We start from the raw sequence: 22,488 nt of genomic DNA on the forward strand, positions 1-22,488 counted from the left end.
GGTTACATAGCCTGAAGCGCTCAAATGCGGCGCTTCAGGAAAGGAGTCGTGCGGAGTTATTTTTAGTACTATCCTGTTTTAAATTATTTTTATTTTTTGGGGAGATGTTAACGGAGATCCCACCAGAGCGGGGTTCCGCCGGTGTCAGGGCCTCTGAGCGTGGCTATGGCACGGGCAACCGCCTTGGGGTTGGTAACAAGTTCTATCTGTGGCATAGGCAGGCGCCGGATAAATTTTTCAGTAGAAATAGTATTACCGCTGTTATTGATCACTACAGGAAATAATTTCGGATAACCGGTGCGGCGGAATTCACTCCAGGCTTCCTGCCCTTCGGGAAACATGGCGATCCATTTTTGTGTGATAATGCGTTCCAGTTTCCGTTGTAATGGCGCATCTTCTTCCCATTTGATGGTAATGGTGCTTAAGTGGGGATCACCTTCCGGCACGTTGTTATCGCTGTTCTGCGGATCAATATAGGGATGAGGTTTATCCACGCTATTGTTCATATATGCATTGACGTTAGGAATGCCGTACTGATTAAAAGAGGTACTGATACCGGCGGCATAGTTGGTAGCGGCATTCCCGGCGCCTTTCCATCCGTATAGCGCTGCTTCAGCTTTCAGGAACCAGGCTTCCGCTGCCGTCATGAACAGGATCCTGTTGTCAAATTTCACCAGCTGTGAAAAACCGCTGTATTCTTCCTTGGCGGCAATCCTGATACCGTTGCGTATGCCATGATAAATATTTACCCCATCGTCTGTAGGAACAAAATAATGAGCCAGCCGCGGATCTTTATACCCGGTTAATATTGATTCCATAGGAGCGCTCATCCTCAGATCGGCCCAGGTGTAGCACATGATATTCAGCGGATGTGTAACCGGCGATATATTCACTGCAAAATTATCTGCGGGCAGGGTGAGCAATCCGAGTGGATGGCTCAATGCAGCTTCTCCTTCTTCCTTTGCTTTCTTCGGATCAATCCCCGAAATACGGATGGCCAGCCGTAAACGCAGTGTGTTGGCAAATTTTACCCACTGGGTATAATCGCCTTTGTATACAAGGTCGAATGTGGCGAAACGTTGGGGAAAGCCGCTGCTGATAAAACCGGTGAGTGTGTCTATCGCTTCACCCAGGTCTTTAAAAAAAGCATAGTAGGCTTCCTGTTGTGAATCATAATCAATGCCCATTTCTTCATTCAGTATGCCATACTTTGTATAAATAACGGGCCCGTAAATATCGCTGATGCGATGCATGGCTTCCACCCTGATGATCTGTGCCCATGCATAGAAATCAGCGTAATGTCCTTTGGCTTTGGATTGTGCAAAGTCGCAGGTTTTCATCACATTGCTGTAGGTAACCTGCCAGGGTTTATTATTCCAGTAGTATAACAGGCCGTAGTTGGTATTGTTGATATTGCCTTCAAAGGGAGTAGGCACCATCATATAGCCGGAAAAGACATCCGCATTGAGATTTTGCTGCAGCTGGGCGGTGGGGGGATCGTTATAAATGAGCAGGTTCAGCTGCGCCTGCGACAAAGGTTCTCCCATCAGCCGGTAATCGGCTTTCAGTTCCTCTTCTGTAAAGTCGAAAGGATTCTTGTTGATCTCATCAAATTTCTTCGTACATGCACTTGCCAGCATAATTGCCATAACAGCGAATAATGTGGTTGTTTTCCAGCTTTTCATTGGTGAGTATTTTAAATTCCTAATCTCAGGTTAATACCCATACTGCGTACGGGTGGTAACCCAAAAACATCTACACCCTGCAGGCCATTGCCGGTACCCATAGATACTTCAGGATCAAACGGGGCATGCAGCTCAAAAAAGAAAAGGTTCCTGCCTACAATGCCCATCCGCATATTGCGGATCCATTTCCATTTCAGTGGTATGCGGTAGCTCAGGCTCAGTTCCCGTAAGCGGATGTTGGTGGCATCATACATATACATTTCACCGATACCGGCCCTGCCGCCAATGGTGGTATAGTAGCTTTGCGCATCAATTTTTCCGCTGTGGGGTGTACCGTTGCTGTTTACGGCATTGATATCCACGCCGCCATTATCACGGGCTTTGGCGCTTACTTCACTCACGCCGTACCAGTCGAGCACCGCCTGGGTAACGCTCATTACCTTGCCGCCGAAACGGCCGTCTACCAGGAAGCTCAGGTTAAAGTTCTTATAGTCGATGCTGTTGTTCCATCCTATGGTGAAATCAGGATTAGGGTTGCCTACTTTTTTAAATGCATTGCGCGTTTGCAGCTTACCTGCTGCATCGATGATGTAGGCGCCCTTATCATCCTGTACCAGTTCCTTATTGGAATAAATATCTCCCCATGATCCTCCTTCCATGATAAAAGAGCCGAACATATTCACGCCAAAATCGGTGAGCACAAACATACTGCTGGTATCTGCGCCGATGATCCTTGAGTTGGAAAGCGATATGATCTTGTTTTTATTCGCGGCGAAGTTGATGGTGCTGGTCCAGGAAACGGCCTTATTACGTATAGGCATCAAGGTGAGTGTGGCTTCCCAACCCTGATTTTGTATGTTACCCATGTTGAGATAGTAGGTGTTATACTTATTACCAAGTGGCGCCGGCACTTCCATGTATTGTTTGTAGTTATTGTTTTTGTAGAAGGTAACGTCGGCGGTGATCCTGTTTTTCAGCAGGTGCGCTTCCAGTCCTATTTCAAAGGAGCGGTTGTCTTCCGGCTCCAGGCTAAGCCCGGGGTATAGTATACGCTGGTTCAGCACTACGCGCGTAACGCCGGCGATGGTTTGCAGGCTGAACGCTGCGGGCCTCGAGGAGTAAGCAGCAATGTCGTTCCCTACTTTTGCATAGGAAATGCGGGAGCGCAGGAAATCGATGGGCGCCGGCATTTTAAACATCTCGCTCCATACGGCCGATAGGCCGGCGGAATAATAGAAGTATCCTTTATGCAGGGTGGAGGTATAGGCAAATGTGCTGGACCAGTCGTTGCGCCCTGTAAGATCCAGGAAAAGATAATTGTTGATGCCTGCCTGTATGTTGCTGAAAAGTGCCTGCAGCTGTTTCTGGTCTATGCTGTGCTGCGCATCGAGCGAGGTACTCAGGATATTGGATACGGAAAATTTATTCGGATAGGTAAGGCCCGGATCTGCATTGGGATTGGAGCCGTTAAAGGTGCGCTCATGCGCTTTGGTATCTGTAATACTTGCCCCGATATTACCGGTCAGGTGCAGCCACTTATTCATTTTGCGGCTGGCATTCAGCATCATGTCCCCATATAGTTGGGTATTGAATTCCCGCTCAAGCGTGTACCGCCCGTTGGAACCGGCTAATACGATCTGTGTACCGGCATAGGCTTCCAGTTCATACTGATCCAGCGATTTGTCGAAGTTGCCCCGTGCTTTGAGCGACAACCAATCATTCAGCTGCCAGGTGAGCGACAGCGTAGCGAGGCCACGGTACCTGGAATCCAGCCGCAGATCGCGGTGCAGTGCCCACATGGGATTCTGCTGATCGTCCTGCCCTATCCATTTTTTATCATTACGGATATTCCACCAGTTCTGCATGTACAGATCGCGGCCCTGGTCGTAATATTCAAAGTTGTTTTTATAATAATCGAAATCCTGTCCGCGGGGAAAGGTGTAAAGCCCGGAGATAGGACTGTAGTACAATCCCGATGAAAGCCGATTGGTAGTGCTTTGTGCGGTGAAAGATACATTGGCGTCCATCACCAGTTTATCGTTCAGCAGTTTCAGTGTTTCGCGCAGGTTTACCGTATGACGGTCGAATTTGTTGGTGGGAAGAATTCCTTTATTGGTTGTATTGGCGTATGAAAAATAACTCTGCGCGGTTTCCGTACCGCCGCTGAAAGCGATGGTATTGGTGAAGGTGGAGCCGGTGTTATAGAAGTGCCTTACATGATCCGGTACGTTAACAGGTCGGCCCCAGCTGCCCAGGGAGCCGGGTTGCGGGGTGCCTACTTTGTCTACGCCGGGTGTATCAGTTTGGGCATACCGGTATTGCAGGGGAGGAAGCAATGCGGGCATTTCCCTGGTATAATCAGAAGAAATGTCAATTTTGCTCCGGCCGGGCTTACCTTTTTTAGTAGTGATGAGGATAACGCCGTTGGCGGCCTGGCTGCCGTAAAGCGCGGCTGCGGAAGCGCCTTTCAGGATACTGATGCTTTCTATGTCATCGGGGTTGATGTTGGAAATGCCATCTCCTCCATCGCGGCCACCGGCGCCGATGATGTTATGCGTCTGCCCCCATACATCCGCCGGCTGTGCAGGGGTATAGTTGGCATAGGGTACGCCATCAACAATATATAGCGGCTGATTTTCACGGGTTGACTTGTTGCCGCGCAGCACTACTCTTACCGAACCGCCGATACCGGAAGCACTGCGGGTGATGGTGGCGCCGGCCGTTTTCCCGTTCAGGCTGTTGATCACATTGGCGTCTTTTACCAGCTGAAGGTCGTCGCCATCCAGCTGCTGGGTAGCGTAAGGCAGTTCCCTGCTTTTTTTCTGGATGCCCAGGGCAGTGACCACCAGTTCACTGAGGGCTTTTACATTTTCCTGCAGGCGCACATGGATAGCCGGATCGGTACCTACGGTAACTTCGCGGGTAATGAAGCCTACGGAACTGAACACAAGCACATCGCCGGTGCTGGCTTTCAGTGAAAAACCGGCATCGGCGTTGGATTGGGTTCCTTTGTTGGAATGTTTGATCTGAATGGTGACTCCGGGGAGTGGCGTGCCTTTGTTGTCGCGTACTGTTCCACTGATATCTCTTTCCAGGGACACATGATCCAGCAGGTTTACAGCAGGTGAGGTCCCGGTATCACTTTCTGCTCCTACTATAATTTTATTATTGATACGGGTAAATTTTAACCCTGCCTGCACTGATAATAACGTAAGAACTTCATCTATGGGTGTTTTAGTACAGTTTAACGTAATCTTTTTCTTCAGGTTAAGGTCTGCTTTGTCGTAGTGAAAATTCAGGCCTGTTTTCGCCGAAATTTCGGTCATTACATCTTCCAGGTTTTTGTCTTTCACCTGAATGGTGACAACTATAGCTGGGGGCGGGTCGGGTATTTGCGTGATGGCACTAGTCGTTGTGTTCAGGCTCCCCGCCAACAGCAGTGTCAGCATCAACCCCGTGGATACAAACCACATCAGGGGGCATGGCTTTACCCTCATATGGACTAGTTTTTATTTTGCAGGTAAACGGTATCGTTTTTAATGGTATAAGAAAGGGATTTGGCGAGGCAGATAATATCCATCACATCTTTCAGGCTTTCATTTTTGAAAGAGCCGTTATAGTTCCATTCTTTTTTGTTGCTTTTGTTAACAACGGTGATGCCATAGCGGTTTTCTATACCTGTTACTATTTCATTATAGGGAGCATCCCTGAATACAAGGTATCCCTGTTTCCAGCCGGTTACTTCTTCGGGTTTGCTGAATACGGATTTTACCATGCTGAGTGAAATACGGTCGTAGCTGATTTGTTCGCTTGGCAGCAGGATGAGTGAAGAAGATGAGCGGCTGTTTTTATCCAGCTGGTCTACTTTCACTTTACCGCTTACCAATGCTACCGTTACTTTGTGTTCGCTGGCATATGCCCGGATGTTAAACGCCGTGCCAAGTGCGGTGGTAGCCAGTTCCCCGGTATTCACCACAAATTGCCTGGCCGGATCCGGCGCCACATTAAAGAAGGCCTCACCTTCTTCCAGGAAGATGGTACGGCTGCCGGCATCAAAATGTTCAGGGTAGCGCACCTTGCTGCCTGCGTTGAGTTCCAGCGAGCTGCCGTCTTCAAGGGTAATACTTTCTTTATTTCCCTTGGGAGTGGTGATTTCCACGAACCCGTTCCTGATCACCCGGTTGGATTGCAGTGCAATCACCGGGGGCTGGAAACTGCCGGCGGCTGGCCGGGTAGCGGGCGATGGCCGGTTAAACCAGAAAAGCCCTGCAGCAAGTAATAGCACCGCTGCTGCGGCAGCATACCAGTAACGGGTATAGATAGGCCGCACTTTTGGCGCGGGGCTGATCTGTTCATTCAGTTGTAAGCGGATGCTGTCCAGTTCCTGGTCGAGCTCCTTGTCTGCTACGTAGGTGGACTTATGCCGGTTGATATTTTCAAACCATTGATCTACAATAGCCTCTTCTTCAGGAGAGCAGTTCCCCTGGTTATACCGCTCCAGCAATATTTTGATCTGTTCTGTGTCCACCTGTTGCCGTTTTAAGTGTTCATAAGTCGTATTAACGTGGAAAAGGTACCATGTACATTTAATTATTTTTTACCCGGGTCAGGCAAATAAATAGACAAATGCCAAAAGTATGGTCAGGTCGGTCCTGGCATAGCTGGTCCTTAGTATCTTCAACGCTTTGGTGATCTGGTTCTTTACGGTTTGCTGCGAAAGGCCAAGATGGGTGGAAATCTGTTCCACGCTGAGGTTTTCAAACCGGCTGAGCATGAAAATTTCTTTCATACGGTCGGGCAGGTGATTGATGGCCTCGAACAGTTCCTGTGTCCGTGCTTTGTTGTCTACCGTTTCCGTGATGGAATGCGGTTGTGCATCGAAATGTTCGATGAGTTGCTGCAGGTATTTACGGTAGGTAGCGTTTTTCCGGTAGATGTCGATGATCTTGTGGCGGGCTACCTGGTACAGGTATGCTTTCAGTGATTCCCGGAGGATCAGTGAATGCCTTTTTTCCCAGAGGGAAATAAAGAGCTCCTGCAGCACATCTTTGCTGATCTCGGTAGCGTCCAGTTTACTGTGTATAAATAAATACAATGGTTTACTGTAGCGGTCGTAGATGGCATTAAAGGCAGCGGTGTCGTCGCTTTTCAGCAGCGAAATTAACTGGTTGTCGGAATAACTGCTGTACATCGAATTACAGTAGTAATTAAGCGTTTTGGTTGATAATTACTGAACTGAATGTAAGAAGAAAATTTTGATATTAGGACATTTGGCCCCTTGCTTTTTAAAATAACTCAATAACCAAATGATAAAATAATTACATTTTTTATCATGCTTCCTTCAGGCGCAGTTCATTTTTATATTCCTTGGGGGTTTTGCCAACTATTTCCTTGAAGAAGCGGTTGAAGTTAGACAGGTTCTTGAATCCGCAGGAGTAGGCTATTTCAGCGATGGACCAGTCTTCTTCGGTTAACCGTTTGCAGGCGTGGCCTATGCGTACTTCGTTCAGGAACTGTACAAACGACTTTTTGGTGCGGTTTTTAAAGAAGCGGCAGAAAGATTGTGGCGACAGGTTGGTGATGCTGGCCACATCCTGCAGGGATATTTCTTTGGAGAAGTTATTCATTACATACTTGAATACTTCATCTATCTTATGGTTGTCTTTTACGTTATAGGCATGGGAATAGCCGGTGCTGGCCAGGTAGTAGCAGTCGCGGGTTTCCGACAGTGTTTTCAGGATATTGAGCAGGGATATGATACGGTCCAGCCCTTCTTTCCGCGGTAGGGCCAGGATTTCCGGTTTCAGCAGCTCATGGGTGGCGCCGGTGATCTTCATCCCTCTTTGTGCGCGGTGGAATAATTCGCTGAGGGCCTTGGTTTCCGGCAATCCGTAAAACTTCTCCCCGAATATATCTTTTGGAAAATAGATGACCACTGAACGGGCCTTCAGGTTTTCATCTCCCTTATAATATTCCTCCTCATTATACCACACATGCGGTATATGCGGGCCAAGAAACACCATATCGCCCTCTTCAAAGCTTTCAATGCTATCCCCCACAATTCTTTTCCCGTGGCTTTCTGTTACATATACCAGCTCGCATTCGGGGTGGAAATGAAAGGGTGTATTGAAATAAGGATCACTTCTTTCTATGATGGTGATCTGATTATCGGCAAAAGCCCCCACTTTAATAAGGATGGGTTTCATTCATGTATTAATTTAAGCTACTATATTACTGTGACTGTTCTGTACTTTATTACCATCGCCATTATTACCGTTTAGGGGAACCCTATGCAGGCAGGCGAGTAGTATTGAGAATGTCCTATGAATGTTGCCAAATTATTAAAAATTGGTTAAAAAAATATCATTCTTCTCAAAATAACCATTTTATGTGATAAAAATCAGACAAGACGAAAGAGAATAGTTTTGCGGGAGTTACTTGGAATAATTGGTACAACAATGTAATTTCCAACTTCATTTTGTAAATTACGTCCGGCTAAATCGATGTAGCATTATTTCTATGAAAGGGATCTCTATTAAAGATATTGCAAAACAAGCCGGAGTATCTCCCACAACGGTATCGTTTGTACTCAACGGCAAAGCAAAGGAGAAGAGGATCAGTGAACAGGTAAGTAAGAAAATCCAGAAAATTGCAACGCGGCTGAAATATAAACCCAATCAGCTTGCCCGCGGATTGCGCACCGGTAAAACCAAAACCATCGGCCTTATTGTGGAAGATATTGCCAATAACTTTTTTGCTACGCTGGCCAAAGTGGTGGAAGATGAGGCGGACAAGCACGGTTATAAAGTGCTTTACGGCAGTACGGAAGACAACACAGAAAAGGCCAAGGGCTTGCTGGAAGTGTTAAAGTACCGGCAGGTGGATGGATATATTATAACGCCTACAAAGAACCTCGACAAAGAAATTGAACTGCTGCAATCTGCCGCCAAACCACTGGTACTGGTAGACCGTTATTTTCCGCATGTGAGCAGTCACTATGTAGTGCTCAACAATTACCAGGGTGCATATGAAGCCACTGCACACCTGGCAAAACAGGGCTACAGGAAAATTGCCATCGTCACCATTGCATCTGATCAAACGCAGATGAAAGAAAGGCTGGATGGCTTTACTGCAGCGCTTAAAGATCATAAGATCCCGTTTAATAAATCACTGGTGAAGCGGTTGCCGTTCGATCTCGACCGGGAAAGTTTCAATAACGAAATGAAGAAATTCCTTACCTCAGTGAAGGACCTCGACGCCGTTTTTTTTGCTACCAACTACCTGGGAATTGCTGGCATAGAGGCTATCCGCTCGCTGGGATGGGAAATAGGCAAACAAATAGGGCTGGTTGGTTTCGACGATCACGATCTTTTCCGGTTACACAGCCCGTCGATCACCTGCGTGTCGCAACCTATTGCCGCTATTGGAAAAAGCCTGGTAGATATACTGATGAAAGAGCTGAACCACGCTGCGGGCAGTCCTGCTTACCCACAACAGCAGGTGGTGCTGGAGCCTGAGCTGATCATCAGGGACTCGTCGCGGAGATGATCGCTTGCCGCGTCGCCGAAGGCGGCCAGGGAGCGATTATCTAATGTTATTTTAAGCACAGGAAATAGTATTTTCTCTTTCTTAACGAGCTGTTAACTATAAATAAAAAAATTGTTAAATCTTCTTTGCACTTCTCATAATTATCCCTAAGTTTGAAACCATTATTCAAACAAATCAGCCAAACTTGTAGCGAAAATGAAAAGTGAGAGTGGTTTACAGGTTTTTTTTATGTGGTGTAGCTAAAACGTTTTATCACTGGCATGATGTCAGAATAACAATTAATACCAATGGAGTAATTCCATTTTATTTTTTAAGAACGGAAACCACGTGATTACCATCGGGACTCCTGTGCAATGCAGGTATGTTTATGGTAACGGGACTTCCGTGTTTTTTGCTTATGTGTCTGATTCACTTGTTATAATTCACTAAACCAAAAGGAAGCTATGCGAAGATCACTTCTTCTCACCACGTTGCTTTTCTTATGCTGCTGTATCACTGCCTGGGCGCAGGATAAGAAAGCTGTTACGGGAACCGTTAAGGACACAAAAGGAACGCCTTTACCAGGTGTTACCGTAAAAGAGAAAAACGCCTCCAACGGAGCTACAACCGGCCCGGATGGAAATTTTAAAATCCAGGTAGCAGATGGTGCTACCCTCGTTTTTTCCTACATCGGATTTATTAACCAGGAAGTAGCTGTTAACGGACAGTCTGCACTAAACATCGTATTAAAAGAAGACAACAAGAACCTGAACGAAGTAGTGGTTACCGCTATGGGTATGAAGCGCGAACAGCGTAAACTCGGGTATGCGGTAACAGAATTAAAAGGGGCTGATGTGGCTAAAACCAACTCCATCAACCCTGTATCAGCTCTGCAGGGTAAAGTAGCAGGTCTGGACATCTCCGCAGCTGCCGGCGGTCCTGCCGCTGCCCCGCGTATCGTGCTGCGTGGTGCTAAATCATTAAATGGTAAAGACCAACCCATTTTTATACTGGATGGTGTGATCTTTGAAAACGATGAAAGCGCCAACGACGTAAACTTCGGTAATGTGCTGAAAAACCTCAACCCGGACGATTACGAATCAGTAACTGTATTGAAAGGTGCTGCTGCTACTGCGTTGTATGGCTCCCGCGCTATCAATGGTGCGATCCTGATCACTACCAAAAAAGGTATCTCAAGAAAGGGTATAGGCGTTACAGTTAGCCAGACTGCCCAGATGGAAAAAGTATACCGCGGTGCTATTGACCTGCAAAATTCGTACGGTCAGGGGCTCGACGGTAAATACGATAACACAGCAGGAGGTTACAGCTTCGGTTCCAAAATGGACGGCAGCATGGTAACCCTGCCTAATGGTATGCAGGTTCCTTACACCGCCAAACCCAATAATGCAAAGGATCTGTACCAGACAGGAAAATATTTTAATACCAACGTAGCCATGGAAGGCGGTAATGATAAAGGAACTTTCCGTTTATCTTACTCTCACCTGGACAATAACAGCGTATCTCCAAACAACAGCTTTGGAAGAAATACCTTCGCATTCCGCGGATCTTCCCAGATATCAAAAGTACTGAGCGCAGATGCAGGGGTGACTTACGCTACCAGTAAAACACTGAACCCCGACCGGCAGGGTGGCGATTATACCAACTACAATATTGGTCGTAAATGGGCATATGTATTTCCCCGTAACTACGACCCAAGCATATGGAGCAAACCAGAAAATTTCACCGGACCTCAGGGCGGCCGCGCAAATCTGAGCACAAATCCCGGCGCTGACTACTTCTTCCAGCAGGCTTATAACAGCTGGTCACGCAAGGAATCACTGATCACGGGTAATTTCTCCCTCACTGCCACCGCTACTGACTGGCTGAAATTTGTAGGTAAAGCAAACTTCAGCACCGAGCAAAGTACCGACGAACGTAAGGAAGCCGGCACAGGTATTAACTTTACAGGTTCCGACGGTTTTTATTCTATTGCAGGTGTGAACAAATCCCAATATACTTTCACCGGTATGGCGACGATCACACCAAAGCTGGGTAATAAATTTGAAGGTAGTTTAAACCTGGGTGGAGAAACCTGGAACAGCGGTATTGGTAAACAATATAACAACTATACCAGTGGTGGTTTACGCATACCGTTCCTCTATGACGTCAGCAATAGCACAGGCGCCGCGGTAATAAAAAATGATCCGTTGCTGCGTAAGCAGATCAATTCCCTGTTCTTTGCAGCCAGCCTGTCTTATAACAATGAATTGTTCCTGGATGTAACCGGCCGTAACGACTGGTCCTCTGCGCTGACTTATCCTAAAGGAAGCCTGGGAAACACTACCAACTCCTATTTCTATCCATCTGTAAGCGCTGCATGGGAATTTACCCAGACGCTGAAAAATACACTGCCTGAATGGGTAAGCTATGGTAAACTGCGCGCTTCCTACGCTATGGTAGGCGGTGACCTGGACCCATACCAGATCAACACAGGATATTATACTTCTGATTATTTCAGAGGTTCGGGCACAGGCGAAAACCTGCCAATGGTAAATATCTTTAACCAGGATATTCTGCCTAACATGAACCTGAAACCCTCTATCTCCAAGAGCGTGGAATTAGGCGCGAATGTCCGCTTCCTGAATAACCGTTTGGGCTTTGACGTTGCCTGGTACCGTACCAATATTACCAACCAGATCATTAACCTGCCAACTACCATTGAAAGCGGTGTGATATCCCGCTATATCAACGCCGGCAGCATGATCAACAGGGGTATTGAGGTAATGATTAACGGAACACCGGTACAAAGTAAAAACTTTACCTGGGATGTAAGTCTGAATGGTAGCCGTAACAAAAACAAGATTGTAAGCCTCACGCCTGGTGTAGACCAGATGCAGCTGAATGAAGACCAGGGCGTACAGGCTATTGCTAAAGTGGGCGGCGCCTATGGCGACCTGATCACCGACTACGGTTACACCAAAGATGCCAATGGCAACAACCTGATCACTTTTGGCGGTTCTGATTTCCCATACAAATTTGTTCGCGGCCGTAGAATTGTTGGTAACATCCTTCCCGACTTCAACCTCGGTTTACAGAACTCCTTTACTTATAAGAACTGGTCGCTCGGTGTATTGATCCAGGCACGTATCGGTGGCGACTTCTTCTCTGCTTCCCATCAGTATGGTACGGGTAGAGGTAATACAGCCAACACTATGGGCGGACGTGACACAGAGCATGGCGGTATCACTTACACAGACGCTTCCGGTACAAAAAGAAACGATGGGATGATCCCCGATGGTGTGTTTGCTCCGGGAACCGTTATCAGTAAAGACGGGCAGAATATTACACTGGATGGTATGACATACCAGCAGGCTTACGAGAAAGGTTATGTATCGCCCGTTACACCAATGCAATACTATGGTATGATTGGCGATTGGGGAATTGGTATCCGTGAGGCTTCTGTATTTGATGCTTCCTATGTGGCATTGCGTGAAGTATCCCTCGGGTATTCTTTGCCAACAGATATGGTTCAACGCTGGAAACTCAACAGTCTCCGTGTATCACTGGTAGGCCGTAACCTGGGTTACCTGTTTAATAATCTGCCGGATCATATTAACCCTGAAGCAGTTCGTAATAACAAAACTTCTGCATTCTCCGAATATGGCGCTGTACCATTTGTTCGTAACATGGGTGTAACTGTGCAGGTAGGATTCTAATAACCGTTTAACAACAAAAAAAAGAAAAATGAAAACTGTTAATAAATGGGGAATAGGTGTGGCAGTTGCCGGTTTAATGCTGAGCTCCTGTACGAAAAATTTCGCTGACCTGAATACAAGTCCGGTTATTACACAAGATCCCCCACCGGAGCTATTAATCACACAATCTGTAAAAAGTATTGTAGATCGTGATTTTGACTGGTTCTATGATGCATATCAATACCAGATGCAGTGGATGCAGTTTGGGGTAGCTTCACCCGGAACATCTCCCACCGGTTTATTTAGCCCGACTAATACCAATGATTTTTATAACGCATTATATAAGAACATTGGCCGTAACCTGGTAGAAATACAGGACGTAGTGGCCAGGAAACCCCAGGATCAGCAGGCACAGTACAGCAACCTGGTGGCTATTGCACAGATATTGAAGGTATATTCCTCCTGGAGAGTGTCTGACGCTAATGGCAGCATTCCGTATACAGAGGCATGGGCTGCCCGCAGCGACGCTAATTTTACGCCTAAATACGATACGCAGGAAACCCTGTTTACCACCTGGGACGCAGAACTGAAAAAAGCAGTAGAAACATTGGCAGCCGGATTACCTACCCAGGTAAGTTATGGCGCTAACGATATCTTCTACAGCGGTGACGCTGCAAAGTGGGCAAAAGCTGGTAATGTGCTTCGCCTGAAGATTGCCATGCGCCTGTTGAAAAGGGCTCCCGAGAAAGTAAGCGCCGTTGCAAAAGAAGTGTTGGCCAGCAATGCCGGTATTTTTCAGTCCAACAATGATGAATGGAAATTTGTGTCTGCGGCGATAAACTTCGCTCGTGGCGGTAACTGGGCCATGGATAATAATCCGCTGTCTGCTGCCAAAAACATGGTAGATTACATGGTAGATAACAAAGATCCGCGTCTGAACCTTTTCTTTGAAAAAAACAGTTATACCAAAGCGCTGTTCGACAGTCTGAAACTGGCAGGTATTTATAGCCCGACTGCACAATATGTGGATCGCCGCTATGTAGGCCTTCCTTCCAGCCCGGATAAGAGAACCAATGCTGCTTACAGTAACGTGTTTACTGTTAAAAAGTATACAATGGTGATCAACGGTAAAACAATCAACAGGAATGCGGATACTATATCGCCTCTTCAGCGCAGGTTATTTAACCTCGATGCAGAGAATGGATCCAATAATGGAGCCCGTTATACGCAGCCTATCCTTACCTATGCAGAACAGTGCTTTATGCTGGCGGAACTGGCTGTACGTGGTATGGTAGAAGGGGACGCTAAAACTTACTATGAGAATGGCATCACCGCGTCTGTAAATGCATACGATGCAATGGGCAACCTGGCAAAGATCCAGGATTATGCACCGGTGGATGCAGCTGCATTACAGGCTTATATTGCAACTCCTGCAGTAGCTTTCACCGGCACCACAGATGTGTTACTGGAGAAAATCAATATCCAGAACTTCCTGAACCATTTTAAATCACCATGGGAAGCATGGGGTGCATGGAAAAGAGCAGGTGTTCCTAAAGTAGATGGTATCCTGCCAATGGAACCAATGGTGTCTTCCGGGCAAACAGTGGCCATTCCGCGCCGTTGGTCATTACCTCAGCCGTCTATCGCGAACCAGATCAACTGGAGAAATGCCATTACCGAAATGCAGAAAACGGGTGAATACGGAGCTAATGATAACGACTTCACCGGCCGTGTTTGGTGGGATAAGAAATAGGGTAGCCGTATAGGTTAGTGTATAAAAAAACGTCCCGGGTTTCCCGGGACGTTTTTTTATATGAAGATATTTAACCGATCATATTCTTGATCTCGCTCAGCTTCAGCAATGCTTCCACCGGTGTAAGCCGGTTGATGTCTACTGTATCAAGTTTCTCACGGATCTGCTGGAATACATCGCTGTGCGCATCAAAAATGTTCAGCTGCAGTTTTTGTGAAGGAGTGCTGATCTGTTTGATATTTTTCTGTAGTGGAGCGTCAATATGTTTTTCTTCGAGATTGGCCAGCACTTCATTTGCCCGGTTGATCAGTTCAGGCGGCATGCCGGCCATACGGGCCACGTGTATACCAAAGCTGTGGCGGCTTCCGCCGGTGGCCAGTTTACGGAGAAAAATGATTTTATTGCCGGATTCCATATTGGTGATATGAAAGTTCTTTACCCTTGCGTGTTTGTTCTCCAGTTCATTCAGTTCATGATAGTGAGTGGCAAACAGCGTTTTGGGCCGGTGCGCCGTCATATCGTGGAGGTATTCCACGATGCTCCAGGCAATAGAGATCCCATCGTAAGTGCTGGTACCGCGGCCTATTTCATCGAGTATCACCAGGCTGCGTGCCGTGATGCTGTTGATGATGCTGGCGGTTTCATTCATCTCCACCATGAAGGTAGATTCGCCTCCGCTCAGGTTATCGGAAGCGCCTACACGGGTGAATATTTTATCGGTCAAACCAATATCTGCACTGGTGGCAGGCACAAAGCTGCCCATGTGCGCCATCAGGGTGATAAGCGCGGTTTGCCGCAGCAGTGCTGATTTACCGGACATGTTAGGCCCTGTGAGGATAATGATCTGCTGAGATTCCTTATCGAGCCGGAGGTCGTTGGAAACGTAGGTTTCACCGGGAGGCAATCCTTTTTCGATCACCGGGTGCCGGCCTTCTTTTATCACCAGGTCGAACCCTTCCGTGATATTCGGGCGGCGGTATTTATATTGCATGGCGTTGTGGGCAAAACACAGGAGGCAGTCGATCCGCGCCAATACCTGCGCATCTTCCTGCACAGGCTTAATATACGCCTGGAGGCTCTGCACGAGGTCGTCGAACAGTTTGCTTTCCAGCACCTGGATCTTATCTTCAGCGCCTACTATTTTTTCTTCATATTCTTTCAGTTCGGGTGTGATATAACGTTCTGCATTGGCCAGTGTTTGCTTGCGCATCCAGCGGTCGGGCACTTTATTTTTGTGGGTGTTGGTTACTTCCAGGTAATAGCCGAATACGTTATTGAAGGCTATTTTCAGGGAAGGGATGCCGGTGGCTTCGGATTCTTTTTGCTGGATCTGGAGAAGATAATCCTTTCCTTTATTGGCGATGTTGCGCAGGTCGTCCAGTTCTGCGTTTACACCTTCTTTAATGCAGCCGCCCTTGTTCACCAGTACGGGCGGGTTTTCCATGATCTCATTAAGAATGCGGTCCAATACGGGAACGCAGGGATCCAGCTTTTCGTTTAGCCGCCGGAGGTAGTCGCTGCTGCTGTCGGCCAGGAGAGCCTGTACCGCCTGTACCTGTTGCAGGGAGCGGGCCAGCTGTAATACTTCCCGGGGATTTATTTTCTTTAGTGGTATTTTCGATACAAGCCTTTCCAGGTCGCCGGTTTGTTTCAGGTGATGGGCCAGTGATTTGGAAAGATCTGTTTCCCTGATAAAATATTCCACGGTATCCAGTCTTTCGTTAATGGCCTTGATATCGCGGAGGGGGAATACCATCCAGCGTTTGAGCAGGCGGGCGCCCATGGGAGTAATGGTATTGTCCAGCACTTTCAGGAGGGTATGCCCGTTTTCCACGCTGCTGTTGAGCAGTTCCAGGTTACGTACCGTGAAGCGGTCCATCCACAGGAAATCGTCCTGGCTGATGCGCTGCATGCGGGTGATGTGCTGGAGGTTGGGATGTTCGGTATCTTTCAGGTAGTGGAGGGTGGCGCCTGCGGCGATGATCGCGGCCGGCAATCCGTCTACGCCATATCCTTTCAGGGAATGGGTCTGAAAGTGTTTCAGCAGTATTTCTTCCGCATAGGTAGTGGTGAATATCCACTCATCCATGGTATAGGTATAGAAACGGGTACCGAAGATGGCCTTGAAGTTTTTCTGCTGTTGTTTGGCAAACAGTACCTCTGCCGGGCGGAAGCTCTGAAGGAGCTTATCCACATATTCTGTGCTGCCCTCTGCAATAAAGAACTCACCGGTGGAAATATCGAGGAAAGATACACCGGTGGTATCCGTGCTGAAATGAACAGCAGCCAGGAAGTTGTTGCTGGAATTTTCCAGCAGTTTATCATTGATAGCTACGCCAGGTGTTACCATTTCGGTAACGCCGCGTTTTACAATACCTTTTACTGTTTTGGGATCTTCCAGCTGGTCGCATACGGCCACCCGGTGACCGGCCTTTACCAGTTTATGGAGATAAGTATCCAGTGAGTGGTGGGGAAATCCTGCCAGGTCAACATAAGAGGCGGACCCATTGGCCCTTTTGGTTAAAACAATGCCCAGAACGCGGGCGGCTATAACTGCGTCCTCATTAAACGTTTCATAAAAATCGCCAACACGGAACAACAGTACGGCATCAGGGTATCTCTCCTTGATGGCCTTATGTTGCTGCATGAGCGGGGTTTCTTCCGTTTTACTTTTTGCCATGGCGCAAATATATAAAACTCATCCCATCCTATTATCTTTGCAGGTGATGAGAAAATTAAGCATGGATGAACTGGGCCGTAAAACGGTGGAAGAGTTCAAGGCTGCCGATAAAACGCCTGTTGTACTGGTACTGGATAATATACGCAGTATGCACAATGTGGGCTCGGTGTTCCGTACAGCGGATGCTTTCCTGGTACAGGGCATTATCCTTTGTGGCTATACGCCGGTACCCCCGCACCGCGATATCAATAAAACGGCGTTGGGCGCTACCGAAACCGTGGAATGGCAGTATTTTGATACTACCGTAAGCGCGGTACAGGAGCTGAAAGCGGCCGGTTATAAGGTGATGGCCATTGAACAGGCGGTGAACAGTTTTATGCTGGACAGTTTTGTTCCGCCGGCAGGGCAGCCGCTGGCGCTGGTTTTCGGGAATGAAGTAAGCGGGGTGGATACGGAAGTGATGAAGCTGGCGGATGGTTGTATTGAAATACCCCAGCTGGGCATGAAGCATTCCTTAAATATTTCTGTGAGCACCGGTATCGTGGTTTGGGATATCTTTGTAAAATTGAAGCAAGCTTAAAGGACTAATAATATGATTTCTACGGTCAACAAGTATTTATCGCTGGTAAAGTTCAGTCATACCATCTTTGCCATGCCTTTTGCCCTCACCGGTTTTTTTATGGCCACTACCAAGGGAGGTGGCAGCTTTAGCTGGCTTACATTCCTGCTGGTAGTATTATGCATGGTGTTTGCCCGCAGTGCGGCCATGGCATTTAACCGCTGGCTGGATGTGGATATCGACAAGCTCAATCCCCGTACGGCAAAAAGAGAAATACCGGCCGGTATCATATCTCCCAAAAATGCCCTGTTTTTTATTATCGCCAATGTGGTACTGTTTATTATTACCACCTGGTTTATTAACCCGGTATGTTTTTACCTGTCGCCGGTAGCTTTGATGGTGGTGCTGGGTTATAGCTATACCAAGCGGTTTACCGCCTTTTGCCACCTGGTGCTTGGCGTAGGACTGGCCCTTGCGCCCATAGGCGCTTACCTGGCGGTGACCGGCAGTTTCGCGTTGTTGCCGGTGCTGGTATCCTTCCTGGTGTTATGCTGGGTTTCCGGTTTTGATATTATCTATTCCCTGCAGGATGAGGATTTCGACAAATCCCAGCAGCTGAACTCTATCCCTGCCTGGCTGGGGCTTTCCGGCGCCCTGCGTTTTTCCGAATTGCTTCATGTGATAGCTGCTGCGCTGGTGGTAACCATCGGTTTAACCGGGCATTTTCACTGGGTATACTGGATTGGCACCGCTGTATTTGTGGTAATGCTGGTTTCCCAGCACCTGCTGGTGAAACCAGACGACCTGAGCAGGATCAATATTATGTTTATGACCACCAACGGGATTGCAAGCATGGTATTTGCCACTTTTGCCATCACGGATATGCTTGTTTTTCAGTAACAGACCAATAAAGTTAGAGATATGGCCCGTTTGATGGCAATAGATTATGGAAAAAAGAGAACGGGACTGGCAGTAACAGATCCTTTACAGATGATTGCCACCGGGCTTACCACCGTTGCCACGCACGACCTGATCCCTTTTCTGAAAAAGTACCTGGTTACAGAGCCTGTGGAAACCATTATCATAGGGGAACCCAAAAACCTGGATGGCAACGCTACAGACGCCACTGCCCTGGTAACCGAATGTATCCGCATTATTAAAAAGAACTTCCCGGAGATACCGGTGGTTACAGTGGATGAGCGTTTTACTTCCAAAATGGCCTTCCAGGCAATGATCGACAGCGGCCTGAAAAAGAAAGACCGCCGTAATAAAGCCCTCGTTGACGAGATCAGTGCCACTATTATATTACAGGAATACCTCCGTAATAAAATATAATAACATATAAAAAATCAGCAAAATCAGCGTAATCCCAGGACTGACAACATCCGCTTAAATATGAAATTGTCTATCTTTGCGGATTAAACCAAGTATTTGAACATGATTTTGCCAATTGTAGCTTACGGGCACCCGGTATTGAGAAAGGTAGCGGAAGACATTACTCCTGAATATCCTAACCTGAAGGAATTGATTGCCAATATGTGGGAAACCATGTATGGCTCTAATGGGGTGGGCATTGCCGCCCCGCAGGTAAATAAGGCGATCCGGCTGTTTGTGGTAGACAGTGAGCAGATCATTCATAACCTGGAAGAAGACGAAAAGAATGATTATCCCGGAGATGAAGGTGTAAAGGGAGTGTTTATCAACGCGCATATCGTGGAAACCGGGGGAAAGGACTGGGCTTACAATGAAGGATGTTTAAGTATTCCGAAGGTACGGGAAGACGTAACCCGTGCGGAAACCGTTACCCTGAGCTATGTAGACGAAAACTTCACCCCGCATGTAAGAACTTTTACCGGCGTGACTGCCCGGGTGATCCTTCATGAATACGATCACATAGACGGTGTTTTATTCATTGATCATCTGAAACCGCTAAAACGCAGGATGTTGAAAAGTAAATTGGAAGATATCACAAAAGGCAAAATACGGGTGGATTACAAGATGACTTTCCCTAAATAGGAAATAATTTTGTAATGTAAAGAAAACCTGTTATTTTGGTATCGCAAAGTATAACATCCATATCCTCAAACTTGGGAGCTACCTTAACATACACTGAAGTGGAATTGATTCAGGGCCTTATGGCCAGGGATGAAAAGATATTCACTTACTTGTATGACCACTATTCACCCGCATTATACGGTGTAGCCCTGAAAGTAGTAGGAGAAGAAACTGCAGCCGGAGATATATTACAGGAAGTATTTGTAAAGATCTGGCGGAATATTGACCGTTATGATGCTTCAAAAGGCCGGTTGTTTACCTGGATGCTGAATATTACCCGCAACACGGCTATCGACAGTCTTCGCTCAAAAAATCACAAACTCGAACAGCGCGTACAGGATGTAAACAGTGTGGCACTGATGTATGAACCCCAGCTGGCGGTACATTTATCAGTGGATCATCTTGGGTTGACAAAAGTGATTGAGCGGTTGCAGAAAGATCAACGCATTATTATTGATATGGCTTATTTCAAGGGGCATACCCAGGAAGAAATAGCCAAGACACTCGAAATACCATTGGGCACTGTGAAAACCCGCATGCGCAATGCAATTATACAATTGAGAATACTGTTAAAACAATTGTAATTATAAGAGATAGTGGATGTACAACGATACATATCATCCGGAATCCTTGAAAGCTATGTATTCGGTATGTTGCCGGAAGCGGAACAAGGTGAGGTAGAAACGGCCGTATCACAATACCCCGATGTCAAAGCCGCAGTAGATTCCCTGCAGCATGATAAAGAGCGGTTTGTACAGCTGTATGCCATAGCACCGCCGAATAGCATCAGGGAACGGCTGATGGAAATTATCCATCACGAAAATACGCAGGAAGGAAACGACCTGCTGCCGGATGAACTGCGTGCGCCTGCTCCTGTATCTCTTAACGGGAAAGCTGTTCCACTACTCCTGAACGAAAAAAAAAAGGAAAAGCAGCAGCCACGGAGGGGGGAAACGCCGGTGAAACAACTTCCGGCAGCTAAATCCTCCAATGACCGGATCTGGAAATATCTTACTGCTGCTATTGTGGTATTGCTGCTGGGCAGCATTTTTATGAACTTCTTTTTCTTCCGGAAATCTACTGATTATAAAAGCCGTTACCAGTCGCTCATAGCTACCAAAGAGAAGCTGGAAGCCGATAAAAAACAACAGTCGCTTACCCGTTTGAAAGAAACGCCGGCTGAAGCAGACCCGCTGAATAACCCCGATTTTAAATGGACAAAGCTCCCCGGCGGCGGGAAGTATGCCGGCAACATAGTTGCTGTGGGATGGAATGAAAAAACACAGGTGGTATACCTGCAGGCGCAACTGATGCCCCTGCCTCCGGCCGGCAGGCAGTTCCAGCTGTGGGCCATTGTGAATAGGAAACTGGTTGATGCCGGTGTTTTCCTTACCGGTGGTGAAGTATCCCGGCAATTACAACAAATGAAAGCCGTGGCAGCAGCACAGGGCTTTGCCATCACACTTGAAAAGAAAGGCGGCAGCCCTGAGCCGAGCATGGACCAGGTATGCATGTCGGCAAAGCTGGAAAGATAAGGCCTGTTCTGTCATGTGGAGTTTATCCGTCCGGTATTAAATACGAAACTATATCCAATCTGTTTTGGAATACGCTGCTATATATACAGAAGCTGAGCTGGTGGTTTTTCCCGTATCCTGGAAAAGCTCACTAAAGAATAGCATACCCTGACAGATTACGCCTATCATAAAGGTTGTACCCGAAAGAAATTGCGGGGTAATGGAGATCATCGGGGTACGGTGAAAACGGCAATGCGCAACGCCAGAGGATATCAAAGCTCGTTTATTCACACAAATCAATAATGAATCCATTTTGCAGGAGGGTGAGCCTGTACCCGATCAAGACCTGCAGCAACCAAAAATAGTGTCCATGCAAGAAACTAAAAGCCTATCCTGGAAATGGCTTGCCGTCGCTGCCGCTGTGCTGCTGATAGGAAGCCTTATTCTAAATTATGTGTTCTTTAACCGGTACAAGGAATTCAAGGAGTACAAAGATAAATACCAGTCTTTACTCGTATCCCAGAACTCCATTTTGTCAAAGAGCAATCTTTACAAAACCCGCTTAGAACAAATGCAGGAATCCATGGAAATCATCCAGGATCCTAAAGTCCTGAAAGTGCCAATGCCGGGTACCAAAGCGTTCCCTGAAGCATTAGCCACTGTATTCTGGAACCCGCAAAGTCAGGAAGTGTATCTGAAAGTTAACAAACTGCCGGAACCAGCTGCCGACAAACAGTATCAACTCTGGGCTATCGTAGATGGCAAACCGGTTGATATGGGCGTGTTCGAAATGGGTGATACAGCCAGCCTCCTCCAGAAAATGAAAGTAACCGGCAAAGCACAAATGTTTGCGGTTACCCTGGAAAAGAAAGGTGGTGCGCTGCAGCCTACTATGGAACAAATGTATGTGGCCGGAAAAATTCCCGGTTGATAAAAAGAGATAACCCTCTTTTTAAAGAAAAACAGGAAGCTGTTGTAAGTGATACTTGCAACGGCTTCCTGTTTTTAGCATTTGTGTAA

At 47.1% G+C, this 22,488-nt stretch carries 16 protein-coding genes; 10 read left to right on the plus strand and 6 right to left on the minus strand.

Annotated elements, in window-relative coordinates:
- Positions 1-107: 107 nt before the first annotated feature.
- From FN124_RS18375 to FN124_RS18395, 5 genes are all read right to left on the minus strand, one after another.
- Positions 108-1,685, minus strand: coding sequence for a SusD/RagB family nutrient-binding outer membrane lipoprotein (locus FN124_RS18375; protein WP_142686210.1), 1,578 nt, complete (start codon positions 1,683-1,685; stop codon positions 108-110).
- An 11-nt stretch (positions 1,686-1,696) separates the two neighbouring features.
- The gene (locus FN124_RS18380; RefSeq protein WP_142686211.1) at positions 1,697-5,182 is read right to left on the minus strand and encodes a SusC/RagA family TonB-linked outer membrane protein; all 3,486 of its coding nucleotides are present in this window, start codon (positions 5,180-5,182) and stop codon (positions 1,697-1,699) included.
- A gap of 5 nt (positions 5,183-5,187) precedes the next feature.
- Positions 5,188-6,213 carry a FecR family protein gene (locus FN124_RS18385; protein WP_142686212.1) on the minus strand — a complete coding sequence of 342 codons (1,026 nt, stop codon included), beginning with the start codon at positions 6,211-6,213 and terminating at the stop codon, positions 5,188-5,190.
- 78 nt (positions 6,214-6,291) lie between these two features.
- Positions 6,292-6,876, minus strand: coding sequence for an RNA polymerase sigma factor (locus FN124_RS18390; protein ID WP_142686213.1), 585 nt, complete (start codon positions 6,874-6,876; stop codon positions 6,292-6,294).
- Between the two features lie 139 nt (positions 6,877-7,015).
- Positions 7,016-7,891, minus strand: coding sequence for an AraC family transcriptional regulator (locus FN124_RS18395; protein WP_142686214.1), 876 nt, complete (start codon positions 7,889-7,891; stop codon positions 7,016-7,018).
- Positions 7,892-8,204: 313 nt separating this feature from the next.
- Here FN124_RS18395 and FN124_RS18400 point away from each other — a divergent pair, with 313 nt between their 5' ends.
- From FN124_RS18400 to FN124_RS18410, 3 genes are all read left to right on the plus strand, one after another.
- The gene (locus FN124_RS18400) at positions 8,205-9,233 is read left to right on the plus strand and encodes a LacI family DNA-binding transcriptional regulator (RefSeq protein WP_142686215.1); all 1,029 of its coding nucleotides are present in this window, start codon (positions 8,205-8,207) and stop codon (positions 9,231-9,233) included.
- A gap of 443 nt (positions 9,234-9,676) precedes the next feature.
- Positions 9,677-12,928, plus strand: coding sequence for a SusC/RagA family TonB-linked outer membrane protein (locus FN124_RS18405; RefSeq protein ID WP_142686216.1), 3,252 nt, complete (start codon positions 9,677-9,679; stop codon positions 12,926-12,928).
- 28 nt (positions 12,929-12,956) lie between these two features.
- Positions 12,957-14,660: a SusD/RagB family nutrient-binding outer membrane lipoprotein gene (locus tag FN124_RS18410; RefSeq protein WP_142686217.1), complete on the plus strand. Its 1,704-nt coding sequence runs from the start codon at positions 12,957-12,959 to the stop codon at positions 14,658-14,660.
- A 70-nt stretch (positions 14,661-14,730) separates the two neighbouring features.
- Here the strand turns inward: FN124_RS18410 and mutS are convergent, their stop codons facing one another.
- A complete protein-coding gene (gene mutS, locus FN124_RS18415) occupies positions 14,731-17,340 on the minus strand; it encodes a DNA mismatch repair protein MutS (RefSeq protein ID WP_142686218.1) in 2,610 nt (869 codons plus the stop codon).
- Between the two features lie 46 nt (positions 17,341-17,386).
- Here mutS and FN124_RS18420 point away from each other — a divergent pair, with 46 nt between their 5' ends.
- From FN124_RS18420 to FN124_RS18450, 7 genes are all read left to right on the plus strand, one after another.
- Entirely contained in the window at positions 17,387-17,920 is a 534-nt protein-coding gene (locus FN124_RS18420; protein WP_142686219.1) for an RNA methyltransferase, read from the plus strand.
- 12 nt (positions 17,921-17,932) lie between these two features.
- Positions 17,933-18,799: a UbiA-like polyprenyltransferase gene (locus FN124_RS18425; protein ID WP_142686220.1), complete on the plus strand. Its 867-nt coding sequence runs from the start codon at positions 17,933-17,935 to the stop codon at positions 18,797-18,799.
- A 21-nt stretch (positions 18,800-18,820) separates the two neighbouring features.
- Entirely contained in the window at positions 18,821-19,234 is a 414-nt protein-coding gene (ruvX, locus tag FN124_RS18430; protein WP_142686221.1) for a Holliday junction resolvase RuvX, read from the plus strand.
- A gap of 102 nt (positions 19,235-19,336) precedes the next feature.
- Positions 19,337-19,915 (plus strand): peptide deformylase, encoded by a 579-nt coding sequence (def, locus tag FN124_RS18435; RefSeq protein ID WP_142686222.1) that lies wholly within the window; start codon positions 19,337-19,339, stop codon positions 19,913-19,915.
- A gap of 98 nt (positions 19,916-20,013) precedes the next feature.
- On the plus strand, positions 20,014-20,538 hold the full coding sequence (locus tag FN124_RS18440) for an RNA polymerase sigma factor (protein WP_260607498.1): 525 nt from the start codon (positions 20,014-20,016) through the stop codon (positions 20,536-20,538).
- Between the two features lie 12 nt (positions 20,539-20,550).
- Positions 20,551-21,489: an anti-sigma factor gene (locus tag FN124_RS18445; RefSeq protein WP_142686223.1), complete on the plus strand. Its 939-nt coding sequence runs from the start codon at positions 20,551-20,553 to the stop codon at positions 21,487-21,489.
- 349 nt (positions 21,490-21,838) lie between these two features.
- Positions 21,839-22,399: an anti-sigma factor gene (locus FN124_RS18450; RefSeq protein WP_209862443.1), complete on the plus strand. Its 561-nt coding sequence runs from the start codon at positions 21,839-21,841 to the stop codon at positions 22,397-22,399.
- Positions 22,400-22,488 lie beyond the last annotated feature (89 nt).

It is taken from the genome of Chitinophaga polysaccharea, from assembly GCF_902150045.1.
In the GTDB taxonomy this organism is placed as follows: Bacteria; Bacteroidota; Bacteroidia; order Chitinophagales; family Chitinophagaceae; genus Chitinophaga; species Chitinophaga polysaccharea_A.